We start from the raw sequence: 20316 nt of genomic DNA on the forward strand, positions 1-20316 counted from the left end.
ACAAAGGTTTAAAAAGCGCTCCTGTTGGGGCGCTTTTTTGGTGATCGCGCGGACTTTGGTGATCAGGCGGACAACGGCTTACGCCAGCGACGCAAGCAGCGCCTGGGACGGGTCTCCGGTTGGATCAATTCCAAGACTGCGCTGGTAGTCAGAGATCGCGGCGCGGGATTTGGGCCCCAACACCCCATCCGCGCCCCCGGTATCAAATCCGCGCGAAGTTAGGCGGGATTGCAACGCGATGCGGTCGTCTTTGGTCAATCCATATTGATCGGGCGGAAACGGGGTCCGCAGCGCGCCAGCCCCGCCGATGCGATCCGCAAGATGCCCCACACCAATCGCGTAACTGTCGGAGTTGTTGTAACGCTTGATGGCATTAAAGTTGCCCGTCACCGCAAAACGCGGTCCTCCAGCCTGTGGTTGGATCACCCGCGACGCGGTCTCACCGGGGCGCAACTCCCAGCCCCATTTGGTGCCACGCGACCAGCCATTCTTTTGCAGGTACGCGGCGGTAGAGGCCAGCGCATCGGACGGATCATCCGACCAGATGTCTCGGCGGCCATCGCCGGTATAGTCCACTGCAAAAGCTTCATAGCTGGTCGGAATAAACTGCGTGTGCCCCATGGCACCCGCCCAACTGCCAGTCATACGGGCGACAGTTATATCGCCGTTTTGCAGAATCTTGAGCGCCGCGATCAGCTGTTTTTCATAGAAACTTCCCCGCCGACCATCAAACGCCAACGTCGAGGTGGCGGAAATCACCGGAATGTCGCCCTTACGTTCGCCGTAGTAGCTTTCGAGTCCCCAAATGGCGCAGATGATTTCTGCATTCACGCCGTAGCTTTGTTCCAGGCGCTTGAGCGTGCTGTTGTGCTTTGCGAAGGCCGCACGTCCTTTGGCAATGCGTTCATCAGAGGCAGCAATAGACAAGTAATCTTCTAGCGTGCGGGTGAACTCCGTTTGGTTGCGATCTCGTGTAATGACACCGGGCAGATATCCCGTGTTGCGAAACGCGGAATTCAGCGTCGCTTCCGTGATGCCTTTGCTCAGCGCACGACCCCGAAAGCTGGCGACCCATGCCGCGTAGTCGTTGTTGGCCTGTGGCCGCAGATCCGCAGGCAAACCCTGAGGCGTCGGAGCGGAAGACCCCGAGGACGTGCTCAACCGACTTTGACAGGCTGCAAGCGTTAGAGCCGAGAGCCCGAGCACCACATTTCGACGCGACATAATCATTACCACTACCCTCGTTTTCCAAGTTTCTTTGGAGGGACTTTGACAGAGAAAAACGCAAGGAGCGAGAGCGGAAATCACCAACAGAGCTTGTGCCCGCGAAGAGACCCGCATGCGCGCGCCGAGACCGCTTACGCCATGTATGACAAGTCACGTTGCTTGGGAAAATTTCGAAAACCCAAAGCGCCCCAAACACCCTGCAAAAACGGTGAAAAGAAAAGGTCCACTGAAGACCCGGCGCCAACGCGTTGCGCAATACTTCGGCCCTTCACTGTGCTGGTCTCAATGTCGGCTAACGCCCGCGCATTCCTCTGAAATTCACAATGGAGCGCTACGCAGTCTGTCTCGCCACTCTGACAGTCGAACCGTCAAACCCAATCATCTCAAGTTGATTTTAAGATCTGTGCCGGGCCCAACAACATCGTTTTTAGATCCTGCTCAACCGCTGGCAAATCGTGCAGGTTAAGTGCAGAATGCAGATCAACCAGATGGCTTTGCATCAACTCTTCACTTAGAACACCATCACCATCCGCAATAGATTTGATCAACGCGTGGTGTGCGTGACTTTCACAAAGCGCACTCTCTCTCCGCCAATACAAAGCAATGATGAGGGACGAGCGCGCAATCAATACGTTGATCATATCCGCGATCGTTTTTTGGTTTGCGATCCGCGCAATCTCCAAGTGGAACTTCCCAGACAGATACAAGGCACGCCCGCGATCTCCTGCGTCCATAGCAGCATGTTCCTGAACGATATGGTCCGTTAGCAATGCAACATCGTCAGCCGTGGCGTTCCGCGCCGCGCTTTTGGCGGTGCGTGGCTCAAGCAGCTCCCTCGCCTCAAACACTTCATGCGCCTCAGTCAGACTTGGTTGGGCGACAAAGGCTCCTCGATTGCGTTTTATCTCAACCACTTGTTGGTGGGAAAGCGACTGTAGAGCCGTACGCACTGTTGTTCGAGAGACGCCGTAGATATCGGAAAGATCATCTTCACCAAGCTTGGTACCGGGGGCAAGGCGGTGTTCGTGTATCGCCAGCGACAGCCCTGCGGCAATTGACTCACTATTATATGGTCGTTCTTTTGAAACTCCCGAGGTGGGCATAATTTTGGCCTTTCCTTTCTCTTGCTTCACTCCTTGCCAGAGTCGCAGCTGTAGGACAACTCAGATGATATCATCGGCAATTTGATTGCCTATTGTATACAATTTTGTGCACAACAACTGAGCAACCCGGCCTGAGACCGCGCAATTTTCACCCATTCACTGACGTGAGGGTCCATTTGCCCCCCTTGAATCATTGCCTGAGGTTCAGCCTCAAGAATTGACTGTTCTTACGTGAGAGACGTGAACTTTTTGGGGGCCTGAATGAACGCTGCTGTTGAAGATTTGGAATTCGTTTCCGTGACAAAGCGCTATGGCGCGACTGTCGCCGTCGACGCCATCAGCTACCGGTTCAGACCCGCAAGCTACACATGTTTATTGGGTCCGTCTGGTTGCGGGAAATCTTCGACCCTTCGCATGATTGCAGGCCATGAAAGCGTCAGCGACGGTTCGATCCTGCTGGCCGGGCGCGACATCTCAAATCTGCCCCCTGCGAAGCGTGGAACTGCAATGATGTTTCAGAACTACGCTTTGTTCCCGCACTTAAGCGTCTTAGACAACGTCGCCTTTAGCCTCAAAATGCAAGGCACCGATAAGGTCACCCGCCAAAATCAAGCGCGGGAGATGCTTGAGCTTGTTGACCTGACAGATCTCGCGGACCGGATGCCGGATCAGCTTTCCGGGGGTCAACAGCAACGCGTCGCGCTTGCACGGGCCTTGATCACCAGACCCCAGGTGCTTTTGTTGGACGAGCCATTGTCTGCTTTGGATCCCTTCTTGCGGGTCCGGATGCGCAGCGAGCTGCGCAAGCTTCAGAAAGAACTGGGCATCAGCTTTATTCACGTGACACATGGTCAGGACGAGGCGCTCGCACTGGCCGACGACATCATTGTGATGAACAACGCCGTGATTGAACAGGCTGCTTCCGCAAGAGAGATTTTCAACGCTCCCAAAACCCGATTTGTCGCAAAATTTATGGGCGGCCATAACGTCGTTGCTTTGCCTTCAGGGCATTTTGCGATCCGAAGCGATGCGGTGCAGGTGACCGCTCCTGATAAAGGCCACATCGAGGGTCATGTAACGTCCGTCGAGTATCAAGGCACACACGTATCACTGTCCGCGCAGATCACTGGCGATCAGGAAATGACCGCATTGATACCCGATACCACCTTCCTTTCCGCACCACACCACCCCGGTGAGCGCATCGGACTGAATTGGGACACATCCAATCAACACAAACTGACCGCATGAACTGCGGCGCACTTCAACAATCTGACAAGGAGACGACCAAATGACGAAATTCACTCACCGAAATGGCCTCAGCCGTCGGGCGTTGCTGAAAGGGGCAGCGTCCACTGCGATCGCAGCAGGGTCAACCACTCTTGGTGCGCCAATGCTTTGGGCACAGAACATTAAGGACGTCACGCTCCGCCAGTTTGGCACAGGTGTGTCAAACCTCAATGATGTGGCAAACAAAGTGAAGGAAGACCTTGGCTTTACACTCGAAATGACCGCGCTGGACACCGACAGCGTGACCCAGCGGGCCGCAACGCAGCCAAACAGCTTTGACATTGCTGACATCGAGTACTTCATCTGTAAAAAGGTCTGGGCCGCGGGCAACCTGCAAGCCATGGACACATCCAAAATCGACAATTACGACAACATCGCTGGGACATTCCGCAGCGGGAAACTGACACCAACCAGCGAAATCGCCCAAGGGACCGCGCCACATACGGTTGGCTTCACATCTGGCGTAAACGGCACAGACTTTGTTCAGGAAGAGTCCGGCTGGATGACCCTGATCCCGACGATCTACAATGCGGATACCCTTGGCATTCGCCCCGACCTCATCGGTCGCCCAATCACAAACTGGTCCGAGCTGTTGAACCCCGAGTTCAAAGGCAAGGCCTCGATCTTGGACATTTCGTCGATTGGCATCATGGACATGGCAATGGTCGTGGAATCCATGGGCGAATACACCTATCCAGACAAAGGCAACATGACCAAAGAAGAGATCGACCTCACGATCGGAATCTTCACCGAAGCCAAGAAAAACGGCCAATTCCGTGCTTTCTGGAAATCCTTCGACGAAAGCGTCAACCTGATGGCCTCGGGCGAAGTTGTGATCCAATCCATGTGGTCCCCTGCGATCACAGCGGTCCGGTCACAAGGTATTCCATGTGTCTACCAGCCTTTGGAAGAAGGGTACCGTTCCTGGGGCGGCGGTCTTGGCATCTCTGCCGCTTTGTCTGGTCTCGAACTCGATGCGGCCTACGAATACATCAACTGGTATCTGTCTGGCTGGGTCGGTGGTTACCTGATGCGTCAGGGCTACTACTCCGCTGTTCCTGACACCTCCAAAGAGTACATGAGCGCCGACGAATGGGGCTTCTGGTACGAAGGCAAAGAGGCCATCGGCGACATCACCTCCCCGACCGGAGCAAAACTGGCCGGTGCAGGCGAAGTGCGCGATGGTGGATCGTTCCTCGAGCGTATGGGCTCCGTTGTCTGCTGGAACTCTGTCATGGACGAAAACCAGTACATGGTCCGCAAATGGAATGAATTCATCGCGGCGTAAGATCACGACAAAGGTGCGCCAAACGGCGCACCTAATCCTAAGAAAGCAGACAACACAATGAACAAATTGCGCGAGAACACCGCCCTTAAGGGCTGGTTGATGGTGTCACCGCTTGCAGCCGTTTTCTTCGTTTTCCTCATCCTCCCAATTGTTCTGATCGTGATTGTCAGTTTCTGGCGTGCAACGGAGTTCTCCATTGTCCCCGCATTTGAATGGGACAATTACGCGTTCCTGTTTGGGTCACCAGTGACCTACACAGTCTTTTTCAATACATTTAAATACGCTTTGATAACATGGGCTTGCACCCTTCTTATCGGGTTTACCGTCGCCTATTATCTTGCGTTCCACATCCGCAGCCTGACATGGCAAATCGCGTTGTTTTTGCTGTGTACCATCCCCTTTTGGACATCCAACATTATTCGGATGATCTCTTGGATCCCATTTTTGGGTCGCAATGGGATTGCCAATTCTGCTCTCATGTCATGGGGCGTGATCGATGAGCCCGTGGAATGGCTGCTGTTTTCAGACTTTGCAGTCATCCTTGCCTTCGTACACCTCTACACGCTGTTCATGGTTGTCCCGATCTTCAACACGATGATGCGGATCGACAAATCTTTGATTGAGGCCGCACGGGACGCCGGTGCCAATGGCGCACAAATTCTTTGGAACGTCGTTGTGCCTTTGACCAAGCCCGGGATCATGATCGGTACGATCTTCGTTATTACCCTCGTTATGGGCGACTTCATCACTGTGCGCTTCATGTCGGGATCGCAATCCGCCAACGTGGGTCGCTTGATCTCCAACGATATTGCACTGCTGCAATACCCATCCGCCTCCGCCACCGCCATCGTCTTGCTGGTGACGGTCCTAATCACCATCGGCATCCTCTTGCGGTTCGTCGACATCCGAAAGGAGCTGTAAGAGATGGAACCTAGGTCGCGTTCGTTCTACATCCTCTCGGCGTTCTTCGCACTGTTTATGCTGTTTCTGTACGGGCCAACCATCACGATTGGCATTCTCTCGTTTCAGGGCGAAGGCGGAGGGCTCACATTCCCCATGCGCGGTGTGTCGCTGCATTGGTTCTATGACCTTTTTGAACAACAGGCCGTTGGTGATATCTGGGGCAGCTTCCGAAGAAGCGTCCTGCTTGGCCTGATGGTTATGGTTGTGACTGTCGTCGTGTCCGTCATGGGCGGGCTTGCATTTCGCAGCAAATTCCCTGGGTCCAACATCCTGTTCTACTTAATCATCACATCACTGGTGATCCCGTCAATTTTGATATCGCTTGGTGTTGGCCTGTTGTTTTCTCAATCAGGGCTGGACGTTCATTGGTCGACGTCTGGCTTTGGCGCCCAACTTACTTGGACCCTGCCCTTTGGGCTCTTGATCATGTTTGCCGTCTTCAACCGCTTTGACAAAAGCTATGAAGAAGCCGCCCGTGATCTTGGTGCAAGCCAATGGCAAACGTTGCGCTTTGTGGTTCTTCCAATCATCGCCCCATCGCTAATTGGCGTCGCGTTATTCGGCTTCACCCTTAGCTACGACGAATTTGCGCGCACTCTGCTCACATCAGGCAGCTATAACACGCTCCCGCTAGAGATTTTTGGAATGACGACGAACGTTACCTCTCCTGTCCTGTATGCGCTTGGGACGCTCACGACAGTGTTCTCATTGATCATAATCGGCTCTTTCCTATGTGTGGCTCTGATCATGAACCGCCTCAAAAAACGTCAGGCCTCAGATGCGGGAAAAGGTGTCTAATGATCATCCTTATCAACCCCAACAGCACCACCTCGATGACAGATGCGATGGTGGAAACGGCAAAGAACACCGCGCCAAATGCTGCGATCGTCGGATGGACGTCAAGTGACGGCCCTGCTGCCATTCAAGGCGAGAAAGACGGAGAACTTGCCGTACCGCCTTTGTTGAAATTGGTGCAGAAGGCCAACGACGCAGGCGCAACCACAATCATTATAGGGTGCTTTGACGACACTGGCCTCGACGAAGCACGCAGGCTCTCAACTTGCCCGGTGATCGGCATTGGCCAAGCGGCCTACCATATGGCATCGCTCTACGGGCGCCGGTTTTCGGTGGTGACCACATTGGCCGTGTCGGTTCCTGTTCTCGCTCAGAACGTTGAAGGGTACGGGCTAAGTCATAACGTGGCGCGCATTCGTGCAAGCGGCGTCCCTGTGCTTGCATTGGAGAACAATCGCGAGGCCGCGACACAGCAGGTCATCGGAGAAATCCAACGAGCCACACAAGAGGATGACATTGATTGCATCGTTCTGGGATGCGCTGGAATGGTTCATATTACCAACGACAACGCGGCAGGGTCTGTGCGACTGATCGATGGCGTTCAAGCCGCAGTGAAGGTCGCAACGATGTTTTGAAGCGGCCTGAGATCGCTTTGCGCATGCCTGCCCCGACGCAAAAATGTGTTTAAGAAGACCATAGTCCCCGGCCGTTGCATTCACACATGCAACACTCAATCGTCGCGGATTTTGCACCTCCGCAATACAGTCGCAATACAGACGCAAAACCGACGCGCCAAATCACGGTTTTTGAGGTATTAACGCCGGGGCCGACCAGTCGACGATCACTCCAACTCTTAGACCACCTAGCGCGCGGTTTTCATCAGGTCCGCCGCCGCCACGTCCGCCGCCAAAGTATGGGTTTCTTGCGCCTGCTCTCCTCCCAGAGAGCCACCAAACGGTGTCGCTCAGACTGGTTAGACACCTCATGTGAACCCAGCTGTGACACCGCCACCGATGTGGTCATACGCACGCTCCTCCCGATGCCAACGTGCTCAGCGAACCAAGAGCCGCCACCAGCCCTGCAACGTCAAAAAAAATGAAAAAGAATTTAAGTTAAGGGATTCACAGAGAGAATCAGCTAGTCTATAAAGATACCAGACGCCGAAAAGGCGCGACCAGAGGCACACATGACAGGCAAATCCCCTAATACAGCGTTCGGTGCAGTTGCATTTTTCAGCTTGGCATTCGCGCTTGCGACCTATTTCACGTTTGCAGCTGTGCAAGGCGATTATGGCCTTTTTCGACGCGTAGAGATCCTTGCTGAGAAACAACAGCTTGAGGCCGAACTTGCCATTGCAGAGGCCGAAGTCGCTCATATGGAAAATCTCACGCGACGCCTGTCTGACAGTTATCTAGACCTTGATCTTCTCGATCAACAAGTGCGCGATGTGCTTGGGATGATCCGAGCTGACGAAGTTGTTATTCGCTGATCGTTCCAAGAACCTGAGACAAAGCGCCTTTTTTCACTCGCCAGCGTGTTGGTGATCCAGTACCATTTTTCCGAGTATGGTTTAAAGCTAAACCATCTAGTCTTTGGGAGGAATCACGATGGCGGCAAAACGTGCTGAAAAAAAGCCCAATGTATCGGGCGATGAGCTCACTCAGTATTACCGCGAGATGTTGCTGATCCGACGCTTCGAAGAGAAGGCCGGTCAGCTCTATGGCATGGGTTTGATTGGGGGCTTTTGTCACCTTTACATTGGACAAGAAGCCGTTGTCGTCGGTTTGGAAGCGGCCGCAGAAGAGGGTGACAAGCGCATCACATCCTATCGTGATCACGGCCATATGTTGGCCTGCGGGATGGATGCCAACGGTGTTATGGCTGAGCTCACGGGCCGCGCTGGCGGCTATTCAAAGGGCAAAGGCGGCTCAATGCACATGTTTTCAAAGGAGAAGCACTTCTACGGCGGTCACGGCATCGTCGGCGCACAAGTGCCGCTTGGAGCTGGCCTAGCATTTGCAGACAAATACAAAGACAACAGCCGCGTGACCTTCACCTACTTTGGGGACGGGGCAGCAAACCAGGGTCAAGTCTACGAAACTTTCAACATGGCGGCGATCTGGGATTTGCCCGTCGTGTTTGTGATCGAAAACAACCAATACGCTATGGGCACCGCACAAGCGCGGTCCACCTCCTCTCAAGACATCTACAAGCGCGGGGAAGCCTTTGGTATCCCCGGCGAAATGGTCGATGGAATGGATGTGCTTGCGGTCAAAGATGCCGGCGACAGAGCGGTCAAACATTGCCGCTCCGGCAAAGGGCCCTACATCTTAGAGGTTAAGACCTACCGGTACCGTGGTCATTCTATGTCTGATCCAGCCAAGTACCGCACACGCGAAGAAGTACAAAAAATGCGTGAAGAGCGTGACCCAATCGAACACGTGCGCCAGATGCTGCTCACGGGCAAACACGCCAGTGAAGACGATCTCAAGACAATCGACAAAGAGATCAAAGCAATCGTAAACGCGTCTGCGGACTTCGCCAAAGAGAGCCCTTTGCCCGACGAGTCTGAGCTCTGGACCGATATTTATGCGGAGGCATAATCATGGCACATTTTGAAATGCATGCTCAGCACGTGCGATCATCGATGTGGGCCGGGACCGTGAGTTTCTCCCACTCAGACATCAACAGCCCTCACAGCTTGATGCTTTCACACGGCGGTGATCAAGCTTTGCATCAGTTGGGCAGCTTCCTGCGCCCCCCGTGCATCAGGGTCGACAATGACCCAAAAGTTATTGTTGAGAAAATAGCCCCGGCCAAAGAGGGAAACTGAATCATGGCAACTGAAATTCTCATGCCCGCGCTCTCTCCCACGATGGAAGAAGGCACTCTCGCCAAATGGTTGGTCAAAGAAGGCGACACGGTTACCTCCGGAGACATTATCGCTGAGATTGAGACTGACAAAGCCACGATGGAATTTGAAGCCGTCGACGAAGGCGTGATCGGCAAGATCCTCATCGCAGAAGGCACTGAAGGCGTCGCCGTGAACACGGCCATCGCTATTCTGGCGGAGGATGGCGAAGACGTGAGTTCCATGGAAACGGCGTCCACCGCTGGCTCAAGTAACGAGGCTGCGCCGGCTGATGAAACGCCGCCTGCTCGCGCACAAGCTGCACCTGTGATGCCCGTAACCGATCTCAGCCTGGATTGGCCCGAAGGCACCCCCATGAAGACGCAAACTGTACGCGAAGCATTGCGTGACGCAATGGCTGAGGAGATGCGCGGAGACGAAGATGTCTTTCTGATGGGCGAAGAGGTTGCAGAGTATCAAGGCGCTTACAAGATTAGCCAGGGCTTGCTGGATGAATTTGGCAGCAAGCGGGTGATTGACACTCCCATTACAGAGCATGGTTTCGCGGGGATCGCAGTGGGTGCTTCTTTTGGTGGATTGAAACCAATTGTTGAGTTCATGACATTTAACTTCGCCATGCAAGCCATTGACCAAATTATAAATTCCGCCGCCAAAACGCTTTACATGTCAGGTGGTCAGATGGGTGCGCCCATGGTCTTCCGAGGGCCGAACGGTGCTGCGGCTCGCGTGGGAGCACAACACAGTCAGGACTACGCCGCTTGGTATGCACAAATCCCCGGCCTGAAGGTGGCCATGCCCTATTCGGCATCAGACGCCAAAGGGCTCTTGAAATCTGCGATCCGAGATCCAAACCCGGTGATCTTCTTGGAAAACGAAATCATGTACGGCCGCACCTTTGACGTGCCAGACATGGACGATTTCACAATACCTTTCGGCAAAGCTCGCATCTGGCGCGAAGGCACCGATGTGACACTCGTCAGCTTCGGCATTGGCATGCAATATGCCTTAGAAGCTGCCGATAAGCTTGCAGAAGATGGCATATTCGCCGAGGTTATCGATCTGCGCACGCTGCGTCCGATTGACTATGACACGGTGATTGCCTCGGTCATGAAAACTAATCGATGTGTCACGGTGGAGGAAGGCTTTCCAGTTGGCTCCATAGGGAACCACTTGTCTGCCACCATTATGGAGCGCGCCTTTGACTATTTGGATGCTCCTGTGATCAACTGCGCAGGTAAAGATGTGCCGATGCCCTATGCGGCCAATCTAGAAAAACTGGCGCTGCTGACCACGGACGAGGTTGTTGCCGCCGTGAAGCAAGTGACCTATCGCTGAGGAGACCACGAGATGCCCACTGAAATCCTCATGCCAGCCCTCTCACCTACTATGGAAGAAGGAACGTTGGCGAAATGGTTGGTCAAAGAAGGCGACACCGTTTCCTCCGGTGATCTGATTGCCGAGATTGAAACCGACAAAGCAACTATGGAGTTTGAGGCCGTAGACGAAGGCGTCATAGGTAAAATCCTGGTTCCGGAAGGCACCGAAGGGGTGCAGGTCAACGCGGCCATAGCGCTACTTCTGGAAGACGGCGAAAGCGCAGATGGCATAGCTGCATTGCCGCCAGAATCTCAAAAATCGGCACCCGAAACTGGCGCAGCCTTAGAGGCGGTTCCTGACATGAGTTCCCAAAAAACGGTCCCTGCCCCAGCAGCGTCTGCCGCATCAGATGGCAGCCGGGTCTTTGCGTCTCCTTTGGCCCGCCGCATCGCAGCGAACAAGGGTTTGGAGCTCTCAACTATTCAGGGCTCTGGACCGCGCGGTCGTATCGTAAAAGCAGACGTCGAGAGCGCCACCCAAACTGCTGCCACACAGGCGAAGCTTTCTGCGCCAAGTGATCCTGCCTCAGCGCCCAAATCACTTGCCACAGGGCCAGACACCAACACCGTCCTGCGCATGTACGAAGGCCGCGACTTTGAAGAGGTCTCTCTGAATGGTATGCGCAAGACCATCGCTGCACGCCTCACCGAAGCCAAACAATCCATTCCACACTTCTATCTGCGACGTGACATCAAGCTTGATGCGCTATTGGCGTTCCGTAGCCAACTCAACAAGCAGTTGGAGAAACGCGGTGCCAAGCTTTCCGTGAATGATTTCATCATCAAGGCCTGTGCGCTGGCCTTGCAGGAAGTGCCAGATGCCAACGCCGTATGGGCTGGTGATCGCATCCTCAAACTGTCCCCATCCGATGTGGCAGTGGCCGTTGCCATCGAGGGTGGATTGTTCACGCCCGTTCTCAAAGACGCGGAAAAGAAATCTCTTTCTGGCCTATCGGCGGAGATGAAGGACCTCGCAACCCGAGCGCGTGACCGAAAGCTTGCACCACACGAATATCAGGGCGGCAGCTTTGCCATTTCCAATCTCGGCATGTTTGGAATCGACAATTTTGACGCGGTCATCAACCCGCCGCATGGCGCCATTCTTGCGGTTGGTGCGGGCACCAAGAAACCCGTTGTCTCCGAGACTGGCGACGTTGCCGTCGCCACAGTTATGTCAGTGACACTCTCCGTCGATCATAGGGTGATCGACGGTGCGCTTGGCGCTCAACTGCTACAGGCGATTGTCGACAACCTAGAAACCCCAATGGCTATGTTAGCTTAAACAAATGTTCGAAAAACAACAAAAGGGCCGGAACCCCGGCCCTTTTGTCGTCTTAAGTAACAAGAACCTCACGTGGTCACCCGCCTTTGCAATCCGCGATGTCCTGATTCATATTGATGGCAGGCTGATCACAGCCAGCCTTTCCAACAACCTTCGCTGGGACGCCAGCCACCGTCGAACACGGCGGCACTTCCTGAAGCACAACGGAGCCCGCAGCAACTCGGCTGCAATGCCCAACAGTGATGTTGCCCAACACCTTGGCACCTGCCCCAATCAACACACCATCGCCGATCTTCGGATGGCGGTCTTCTTCTTCTTTGCCGGTGCCACCAAGGGTCACCGAATGCAACATCGACACGTTGTCCCCCACAACGGCGGTTTCCCCAATCACGATGGAATGCGCATGGTCGATCATAATCCCCTTACCGATTTTTGCGGCTGGGTGAATGTCGATTCCAAATATCTCACTGGTCCGCATCTGGATGAAATAGGCCAAATCCGTGCGCCCTTGTTGCCACAACCAGTGGCCAATACGATAGGCTTGCACGGCCTGATACCCCTTGAAGTACAGGATCGGTTGCAAGAGACGATGGCAGGCCGGATCACGATCATAAATGGCCATGAGGTCTGCACGGGCCGCCTCTGACAACTCTGGCGACGCCGCAAATGCCTCATCTGCAATTTCGCGCAAAATTACCATCGACATCTCGTTGGAAGAAAGCTTTGCCGCAAATCGATAGCTCAGCGCACGTTCTATGGAACGATGATGCAACACACACGCATGCACCAAGCCGCCCATCAGTGGCTCTTCTTGAACAGCTTCTTCTGCTTCGCGTGTGATCTGTCCCCATACGGGATCCAGTTCAGTCACATTTGTCTGTGTTTCAGCCATTGTACTACCTTTCTCTCCCTGCCAGCTTACATCACATAGGCAAACAGCGGCAAATTCAAAGGTGTGAACGATTTCAACAACAATGTGAATGGAACAATTTCTGGTGATCGAGACCAAGCTTTAGGCCGGCAGTCTAGAAATCGATGACTGCCGCACTTCCCGCCCCAAAGACAGCGGAGATTTGAGACACCTCTAAGCGCGCCTCAGCACCGACGCCGTCGCTTTGTTGGTCAGCTTGCGAATAGACCCATTCAGGCGCCGTGGTTTGTACTTCGCGCAATACACTTCCGTCATTGATCACCCGCACCAAATACGCTTCTGACTCCTCCCCTAAGGGCACGTCGATCCCCTCCCAACTGTCACCATCAATGCGTGTTTGGCGGATCCACGAGAAACGCATGTCTCCGTTGGGCAGTGAAGCAAGACGTAGATGTACGGGGGCATAAGGACGCAAACCCACACCGGAAAACGCTTCGGTATACTCTGTATAAGATGGATCACTGACGCTGCGCCCTGCTGGCCCTATCCGGTAGTGGCGCGCAAACCCACGTGCCCGACGCGGAACCGACAACTGCTTCACGCCCAATGACATCAAAACGATCCAACTACCCTCAGGCCAAACATACTGCATCGCAGGGTCCGTTCCAAGTTGTCCGCGCAATCGCGATGACAAAAGATATTGGTCTTGGCTAACAAGTTCCGCATTTTGAAACTGAAATGCTTCCCACGCACCAGATTGGCCATTGCCAATAAACGCGAGGTTCTTTCCATTCAGCATTTCAGTACGCGAAACGCTTTGAAGCGTGCCACTGAGCATGCGAACACTCAGCGCTTCTCCGAGATCAAGCATTCCCACATTGGCAGCCAACAACGGGGTTTGGGTTATCCCCACCATGGCAGGAGTTTCCAATAGGCTATCCAAATCATAGTCGTTTTCTGTGTCGCTGGCGTACACGGCGACGCTGCCGGGCCACGGGTGGCCAGTCACCGCAACATGAGGCGAATAGGGATCTTCTTCGCCAGTCATCAAGGGCACATCCAAAAACAAACTTTGCACTGGGACAGGTGGGACAAAACCACTTCTACGAGGCGCATCGTCCAACATCTCCGAAGGAGTATAGACCGACCTTTCGACACGACCAGCGTCCAATACCTGTGCACTTTGTTGTGTAACTTGCTCAAGTCGGAAAGTTCCGCCGGTCTCATCGCTTCCGACCACTCTGACAACATCGCCAGCTCCCAAATTCATCTGGCTTGGCGGTAGAGCAAGCCGCATCCGATCTCGTGCGACACGTGACTCCGCAAGCCATCGTTCAACGGTTTGGCGTCCTTCTGCGCGCGTAATCACCTCCGGTATATCACTTTGCGCAACCGCATGAGTGGCCTCATCGTGAAGAATGGCCTCCTCCGCCGCAGCCTCGAAATCTCTCTCTGCCAACGTGAAATTCAACCGCACGCGACCGGCCAACTCCGCGTCGGACGCCCGTTGAAATTCCAAATCACCTTCGACTTCTGAGGACAACGCCAGCAAGGAACTATCGAGGTTTGTCACATTGTGCGCACCGCGCATCACAAAGCAAAGAACACCATTGCGCTCAACGGCATCAAATCCATGTCTCAACATCAAGGGTTGCAACGCCGCACGACCATCAGTGACATCTGACTGAACATATCCACGCACAACACCGTAAAGCCCGGAAACATCATAAGATGAAACACCTGAGGTCAAACAGATCTCTTCCACCACCGACGCCAGCGTCCTGTTGGTAGCGCGGCCATTTATCCAATGACCTTTCGCATAGTTTTCGCCGTCGCTCCAAAGGTCTCGGGCATTTGGAAACGTAGGGAATGGTCGTGCGTCCCATGCCCAGGCAAACATGCGATCCGTGTCCAGCATCCGACCATCGTAGACCTCCGACATAAGGTTCTTGGCTGGATCAGACCAGTACCGGCGCAGCGCTTCGTAGTAAGCTTGCTGCATAAGGTCATCTCGTATGCCCTTGGAAAAGTAGGGAAGTGCGGACTCTGAAGACTTTGCGTCCAGAAATTTATTTGGCTGATTGGCCCCTTTGTCGATTGCAGCGCAACCAATTTCCGTGAACCAGATTGGCTTGGACATTGGCTCCCATACTGTGGCCTCTTCTGCGCGAACGCCACCAATGCGTTGATGGTGAGGGCGAGACCACCAATTGCTCAAATCCTTATATCGAAACACCCAAGGCTCATTGTATGACTGATCTTCGATAGGTGTTCGGATTTGCGCTCTGCGTGCTTCTTCGGAGTGGTAATACCAGTCGTAGCCTTCACTACCCGCTACATTCTTTGTCAGATACTGAACATTTCGGCCATCTGCCCACTCTGCGGCATCCAAGTGATCAATTTCGTCACGCCAGTCAGACAACGGCATGTAATTGTCGATGCCGATAAAATCGATCTGCTTGTGCGCCCACAAAGGATCTAAGTGGAAATATACATCTCCTGACCCATCTTGCGGGTGATAGCCAAAATACTCAGACCAATCCGCTGCGTAGCCGATCAACACATCCGGTCCCAAAATCGCGCGCACTTCCATGGTGAGATCAATCAATTGATCAACCGCAGGAAAGCCATCTGATCCCCGGATCTGAGTCAGGCTGCGCATCTCTGATCCAATGCAAAACGCTTCAACCCCCCCTGCCGCAGCGCACAGGGCCGCGTAGTGCAAGATGAAACGGCGATAAGTCCACTCTGCTGCACCGGAATAGCTTACGGTTCCGTCACCAATCACAAAGTCACTTGCGGTGGCTGTCCCAAAAAAGGCCGCCACTTCAGCCTCCGCAGCGGCCGTACCATCCGATGTTCCGGGACGCCCGGGAGCCGCATTCAACGTGATCCGACCGCGCCAAGGCAGTTCCGGCTGATGCTCTGCGTCACTCCATGGATCATTCAACCCATTGTCCGCCAATTGCTCCATCAGAATAAAGGGATAGAACGTCACATTCTGCCCCAAACTATTCAGGTGGCGAATGGCCTCGACCACCGATGCATCCGCCGGTGTACCTCCGTAAACCGGACGGCCTTCCAGCTGCGCGACCGATTGCGCCTCACCCCGCTCCAAGCCGGTGACGTGCCATGGCATATTGCTGCCATCAACCGATGTGTTCTCAACTTTCGGCTGTAGCTGACAATGGCCAGCACGTAAGTCATCCCCAAACCAGCTCACCACCAAAGATGTCGCTTGGCACCGAGGTAGTTCGTCCCCAAGAGCGTCCATTGACGTTGCAAAATCGCTTTTTCCGGAAGGTGTATTTTCATTTGCCGCGCGCGTGCTGCCTTGGCCGTCCTGAAGATATACCGGCGAGGTTGCAAGCGCGTACTCCCCTGTGCCTGGCATCAATGCAACTGCCCGCACAGTTTCGGCAAAATCTGAGGCGCGCGCAGGAACATCGCTCGGCGTCGAACGAACCACTTCAAAACTGAACTGCGGAACCCGGTTCCCAAACCGGCTCAACTCCAAATCTTCAAACACCACATAGGCGGTCCCGCGATAAGCTGGCGCAGCCCCTTCGCCCTCAACAGCTTCCATTTTGGGGTCTGGCATTTGGTCCTGTCCGCCATCGTAGACCCTCAGAGTGAAGTCCTCAGCAGAGACCTCAACACCATCCGCCCAAATCCTGCCCACTCGGGCAATTTGCCCTTCGCACAGGGCGATGGCCAAAGACACCGAGTAGCTATACTGGCGTGATTTCGGTTGTGAAGGCGCGCCTTTGCCACCGCCACCGGTCTCAGATACGGTCTCCAAGAACCGGGTCGCCCAAATCACCTGTCCGGGCAGTCGCACACATCCGAAGGCACGCGTTTGGGCGGCACCTTCGGCAGAGCCCGTCAGTCGAAACCGGTCGACTTTACCGGTTTCGACCACGTCGGATCCATTGCCCATGACGCTCTGGTCAATCACACGGCCCAGCGTTGCGCCAGCCAGCCGTCCGATGGCCGCAGCAGATACCCCAGCCAATCCACCTCCGACCGACCCGCCAATTGCTGCACCAGCCGCCGCCAAAATCACAGTCGCCATCAGGTGGCCTCCTCTTCGATCTCCGGAGCACCCAAGCCGCATGCTGGAAAGGCAAAGCGCGCGACAACACGCCGTCTCCATGGTTTGGAGAGTGGGCTCTCAACCACGGCATGACCGCCATACGCGTGGATTACCGTTGGATGTTGTCCGATGTCTCCTGCAATCCCGAGATGCTTTGCCACCGCCCCAGTCTTCATTCGAAAAAGCAACACATCCCCAACGGCTTCTAAGGTCATTGGCTTTGTCTCAAGATGCGCCATCGCCGCGCGCCACAATACCTCGTCTTGGCTCGCTTCTGACCAATCTCGACTGTAGGGTGGCGCTTTCGCGGGTTCGGCACCATAAAGAGTCCTCCAGACGCCACGGATGAGACCCAAGCAATCCGTGCCAGCTCCTATGCAGCTTGCTTGATGGCGATAAGGTGTGCCAATCCATCGCCGCGCGATCAAAACTGCGGACTGTCCGATCGGTTGCGTCATCGCAGGCTCCCCCCAGTGTTACCACTCTCTCGCGTTGGATAACTGGTGATCCAGTCTTCGCCGGGAATGTCAGGAAAACCTTGAAAATTAAGCGTATTCAAAAACTTATATCGACAAGTTGAGAACCTCTTATCGCACCCTGCAACCAATTTTACCTGATCGCCGCCTCCGATTTGCGCACCCAAGGGTTCCCACAGTTCAATGTTGCGCCCACCGTCCTGGTCAAACCAATCTCTTTTGATCAGTCCAGAAAGCCCTTCAGCTATCCCACTTTGAACCTGCAATTGTCCTCGGTTGAACCACCCTGGCTCATAGTCATCAAGAGTTGGAAAATAAAACACACGACGCTCTGAAACGTCCTCGACCTCACGTGTATGAACATATCCCGGAGCATTCAGGTCAAACCGACACGAAGCGTCGCCCAACACTGCGGAACAGGGCCGTTGATACACCCGGCCACGCGGCACATTCAGTTTTTCTGCCAAACCGCGCAGTTCCGCGATAAACGCCCCACCTGATCGACGAATTTCGCCAATATTGCCCCGGAACAACACACTCCGCTCGTCAGGATTGACCCAATTCACAAGCCAAGCCGTGATATCTGCGCCATCCATCCGGCCTGCCGCGATATCCGCCTCCTGAACTGACGCGTCAGACAACACTCCGATGGCTTCCGCATTGTCAACAGACAGCCCCGTGCTCTGTTCCAGCGCACTCGTTGTCAATCCGGTCGCAGCTCGAAAGGAAAACCCCTCAAACTCGAGATCATTGTCATGATCCGTAAAACCAAGCCGCACGCTGTCGCGACGCTCGATTCCCCACGCCCGTGCAACCGTGGTTGTTCCGGTTTGCAAATGGGCCAATATCTCAGGTTGCATACCCATCAGACCCGCACCTCCACGACCGGTACATTGGGCACATCGCCGGCTTTAAAGCTCGCAACACTGGTCTGAATCTGATCCGTGTCAAACCGCACCGGAACGTCAAACTCAAACCCAGCGGTGATCTCCGTTCCCAAGCTTGGCGGGTGGGAAAAGGTCACAATACCCGCCGTCACATCCACCTCAAAATCCACGCTCTCGCGCAGCGGATCATCCGCCAAACCAACATGCACCGTGCCCTCAACGGGCTTACACACTGGACGCGCATAGCTGTGCGGCCCTGAATGATAGGTCTTCATCAACTGAAAACGATCCGTGACATCATCACCTAGGGCAATCACCTGATCGCGATAACTGATGTCTTTGGAGGCCGTGCAGGATTTGAAATCCGACCAATCTTTCCAACGAAACCCGTGCAGCTGCCCCTGTCTTGCCTCAAAAAAGGAAATCAGGGTCTCGACGTCATCAAGCGAACGCATGCCCACTCCCGCATCATACCGACGTCGCGAATGTGCCCAAGGTGTATTGCGCTCCTCAAATCCGTTGACCAACGTCACCACCTCAGTCCGGCGCTGTGGACCACCGATGGATCCAAAACTTAACGTGGCTGGAAATCTGATCTCATGAAACCCCATAGCGACCTCCTCATCTGTTGCGATTGGCCCGCGACAGCGCACGGCTCATCTGGGTGGTGATCTGGCCCTTGGATCTCTGAAAACTCTCCGCGTCAGGCGTGGAAATGTTCATCACAACCTGAACCGAACCTGCGCCACCCGCACTGCGCACACCTAACTTCCCGTCAGATCCACGCGACAGCGGCATGATCGCCTCCGGCCCTGCCTCACCCATCAACCCGCGCCCGCCACGCATCGGGAAACTGACCGGACCGTTGACGACCCCGCCGTTGGCAAACGGCATGACACGCCCCTGCGTGAACCCTGCCCCATCGGCAAAAGGAAGCAGCCCCCCCAGCATAGTGCCAATGCCCCCAGACACGGCTTGACCGATCTGATCTGTCACCGGTTTCAATGCGGCGCGATAGGCCGCGTCAATCATCGTTTGCGCCAATGTGTCGAGCGCATCCGAGAGTTTCATCCCATCAAATACCAGCCCATCAAAAGCTTTGCGCAGCCCTCGGCTTATGCCCTTTTCAAGCGTCGCCACGTCTTGTCCAGTTGCGTCCAAAGCTTGCTGCATTCGGCGCAACTCTCCGTCAAAACCAGACACCATCGCAGTGGCCTGCCCCAAACTCACCTCGAGCGCATCAACCTGCGCATCAAAAGCGTCCAAATCATCCATCGTCGGTCTCCATCTCTTGATCCGGATAGGCCTGCAAGAGCGCGTCAAAACCTGCGCGAGTCATCGCCGCTCTCACATCGCCGTTCCCCAGCTTCACCGCCAGCTCCACCGGCGTCAGCGCCCAGAACTCTGCCGGCGAGAGCCCAAGCCCCCGCAGACCGGCGGCCATCAAAGCTGGCCAATCAAACGTCGCCATGCGCCACGGCCTTCGTCGTGCCAAACGCCAGCACCAAAAGCTGAGCAGCAATTCGCGCGGCCTCCAAAGCCCCGCCTTCAATATCCGCCTGCATCAGATCGCGTGCCTGCCCCTGCCAGCCCCCGCCGCGCAATCCCGCAACGATCAGCGCCAGCACGTCACGGCTGGCAAAATCGCCACTTTCAAATCGCTCAATCAACCCCAGCAACGTGTCCTCAGCCAGACCCGTCTCAAGCTCTGCCAACGCACCAAGCGTCAACTTGAGCACGTGAGGCTGCCCGTTCACCACCAGCACCGCTTCTCCTGCATACGGATTGGCCAT

At 54.8% G+C, this 20316-nt stretch carries 19 protein-coding genes; 9 read left to right on the forward strand and 10 right to left on the reverse strand.

The genetic code is table 11. The annotated features are described in order from the left end of the window. Window positions 1–78: 78 nt before the first annotated feature. A complete protein-coding gene (locus ABWV47_RS02275; RefSeq protein WP_353308221.1) occupies window positions 79–1230 on the reverse strand; it encodes a lytic murein transglycosylase in 1152 nt (383 codons plus the stop codon). A 380-nt stretch (window positions 1231–1610) separates the two neighbouring features. Next, entirely contained in the window at window positions 1611–2330 is a 720-nt protein-coding gene (locus ABWV47_RS02280) for a GntR family transcriptional regulator (protein WP_353308222.1), read from the reverse strand. A gap of 261 nt (window positions 2331–2591) precedes the next feature. Between ABWV47_RS02280 and ABWV47_RS02285 the strand changes: the two genes are divergently transcribed. The 9 genes from ABWV47_RS02285 to ABWV47_RS02325 all read left to right on the forward strand — a co-directional run bounded on the left by ABWV47_RS02285 (window position 2592) and on the right by ABWV47_RS02325 (window position 12193). Next, the gene (locus tag ABWV47_RS02285; RefSeq protein ID WP_353308223.1) at window positions 2592–3578 is read left to right on the forward strand and encodes an ABC transporter ATP-binding protein; all 987 of its coding nucleotides are present in this window, start codon (window positions 2592–2594) and stop codon (window positions 3576–3578) included. Window positions 3579–3618: 40 nt separating this feature from the next. After that, window positions 3619–4905 carry an ABC transporter substrate-binding protein gene (locus tag ABWV47_RS02290; protein WP_353308224.1) on the forward strand — a complete coding sequence of 429 codons (1287 nt, stop codon included), beginning with the start codon at window positions 3619–3621 and terminating at the stop codon, window positions 4903–4905. A gap of 57 nt (window positions 4906–4962) precedes the next feature. Then, window positions 4963–5826: an ABC transporter permease gene (locus tag ABWV47_RS02295; protein ID WP_353308225.1), complete on the forward strand. Its 864-nt coding sequence runs from the start codon at window positions 4963–4965 to the stop codon at window positions 5824–5826. Between the two features lie 3 nt (window positions 5827–5829). After that, window positions 5830–6666: an ABC transporter permease gene (locus ABWV47_RS02300; RefSeq protein WP_353308226.1), complete on the forward strand. Its 837-nt coding sequence runs from the start codon at window positions 5830–5832 to the stop codon at window positions 6664–6666. Further along, a complete protein-coding gene (locus ABWV47_RS02305; RefSeq protein WP_353308227.1) occupies window positions 6666–7298 on the forward strand; it encodes an aspartate/glutamate racemase family protein in 633 nt (210 codons plus the stop codon). The genes ABWV47_RS02300 and ABWV47_RS02305 overlap by 1 nt, the downstream gene beginning before the upstream one ends. Before the next feature lie 551 nt (window positions 7299–7849). Beyond that, the gene (locus ABWV47_RS02310) at window positions 7850–8152 is read left to right on the forward strand and encodes a septum formation initiator family protein (RefSeq protein WP_353308228.1); all 303 of its coding nucleotides are present in this window, start codon (window positions 7850–7852) and stop codon (window positions 8150–8152) included. Between the two features lie 118 nt (window positions 8153–8270). Continuing rightward, a complete protein-coding gene (pdhA, locus tag ABWV47_RS02315) occupies window positions 8271–9266 on the forward strand; it encodes a pyruvate dehydrogenase (acetyl-transferring) E1 component subunit alpha (RefSeq protein WP_353308229.1) in 996 nt (331 codons plus the stop codon). Between the two features lie 233 nt (window positions 9267–9499). Beyond that, the gene (locus ABWV47_RS02320) at window positions 9500–10870 is read left to right on the forward strand and encodes a pyruvate dehydrogenase complex E1 component subunit beta (protein WP_353308230.1); all 1371 of its coding nucleotides are present in this window, start codon (window positions 9500–9502) and stop codon (window positions 10868–10870) included. A gap of 12 nt (window positions 10871–10882) precedes the next feature. Then, window positions 10883–12193, forward strand: a complete 1311-nt coding sequence (locus tag ABWV47_RS02325; RefSeq protein ID WP_353308231.1) for a pyruvate dehydrogenase complex dihydrolipoamide acetyltransferase — start codon at window positions 10883–10885, stop codon at window positions 12191–12193. 76 nt (window positions 12194–12269) lie between these two features. Here the strand turns inward: ABWV47_RS02325 and cysE are convergent, their stop codons facing one another. The 8 genes from cysE to ABWV47_RS02365 form a co-directional block, all read right to left on the reverse strand. After that, window positions 12270–13085 carry a serine O-acetyltransferase gene (gene cysE / locus ABWV47_RS02330; RefSeq protein WP_353308232.1) on the reverse strand — a complete coding sequence of 272 codons (816 nt, stop codon included), beginning with the start codon at window positions 13083–13085 and terminating at the stop codon, window positions 12270–12272. 133 nt (window positions 13086–13218) lie between these two features. After that, entirely contained in the window at window positions 13219–17139 is a 3921-nt protein-coding gene (locus ABWV47_RS02335) for a baseplate multidomain protein megatron (RefSeq protein WP_353308233.1), read from the reverse strand. Beyond that, on the reverse strand, window positions 17139–17618 hold the full coding sequence (locus ABWV47_RS02340; protein WP_353308234.1) for a C40 family peptidase: 480 nt from the start codon (window positions 17616–17618) through the stop codon (window positions 17139–17141). Before ABWV47_RS02340 ends, ABWV47_RS02335 begins: the two co-directional genes overlap by 1 nt. Continuing rightward, window positions 17615–18502, reverse strand: coding sequence for a phage/gene transfer agent baseplate hub protein (locus tag ABWV47_RS02345; RefSeq protein WP_353308235.1), 888 nt, complete (start codon window positions 18500–18502; stop codon window positions 17615–17617). Before ABWV47_RS02345 ends, ABWV47_RS02340 begins: the two co-directional genes overlap by 4 nt. Then, window positions 18502–19134 (reverse strand): phage distal tail protein, Rcc01695 family, encoded by a 633-nt coding sequence (locus tag ABWV47_RS02350; RefSeq protein WP_353308236.1) that lies wholly within the window; start codon window positions 19132–19134, stop codon window positions 18502–18504. The genes ABWV47_RS02345 and ABWV47_RS02350 overlap by 1 nt, the downstream gene beginning before the upstream one ends. 10 nt (window positions 19135–19144) lie before the next feature. Next, the gene (locus tag ABWV47_RS02355) at window positions 19145–19798 is read right to left on the reverse strand and encodes an RcGTA-type gene transfer agent tail tape measure protein (RefSeq protein WP_353308237.1); all 654 of its coding nucleotides are present in this window, start codon (window positions 19796–19798) and stop codon (window positions 19145–19147) included. Further along, on the reverse strand, window positions 19791–19994 hold the full coding sequence (locus tag ABWV47_RS02360; protein ID WP_353308238.1) for a rcc01693 family protein: 204 nt from the start codon (window positions 19992–19994) through the stop codon (window positions 19791–19793). The genes ABWV47_RS02355 and ABWV47_RS02360 overlap by 8 nt, the downstream gene beginning before the upstream one ends. Further along, window positions 19981–20316: a gene transfer agent family protein gene (locus ABWV47_RS02365; protein WP_353308239.1), complete on the reverse strand. Its 336-nt coding sequence runs from the start codon at window positions 20314–20316 to the stop codon at window positions 19981–19983. The genes ABWV47_RS02360 and ABWV47_RS02365 overlap by 14 nt, the downstream gene beginning before the upstream one ends.

Source organism: Shimia sp. NS0008-38b (genome assembly GCF_040370365.1).
Lineage (GTDB): Bacteria > Pseudomonadota > Alphaproteobacteria > Rhodobacterales > Rhodobacteraceae > Shimia.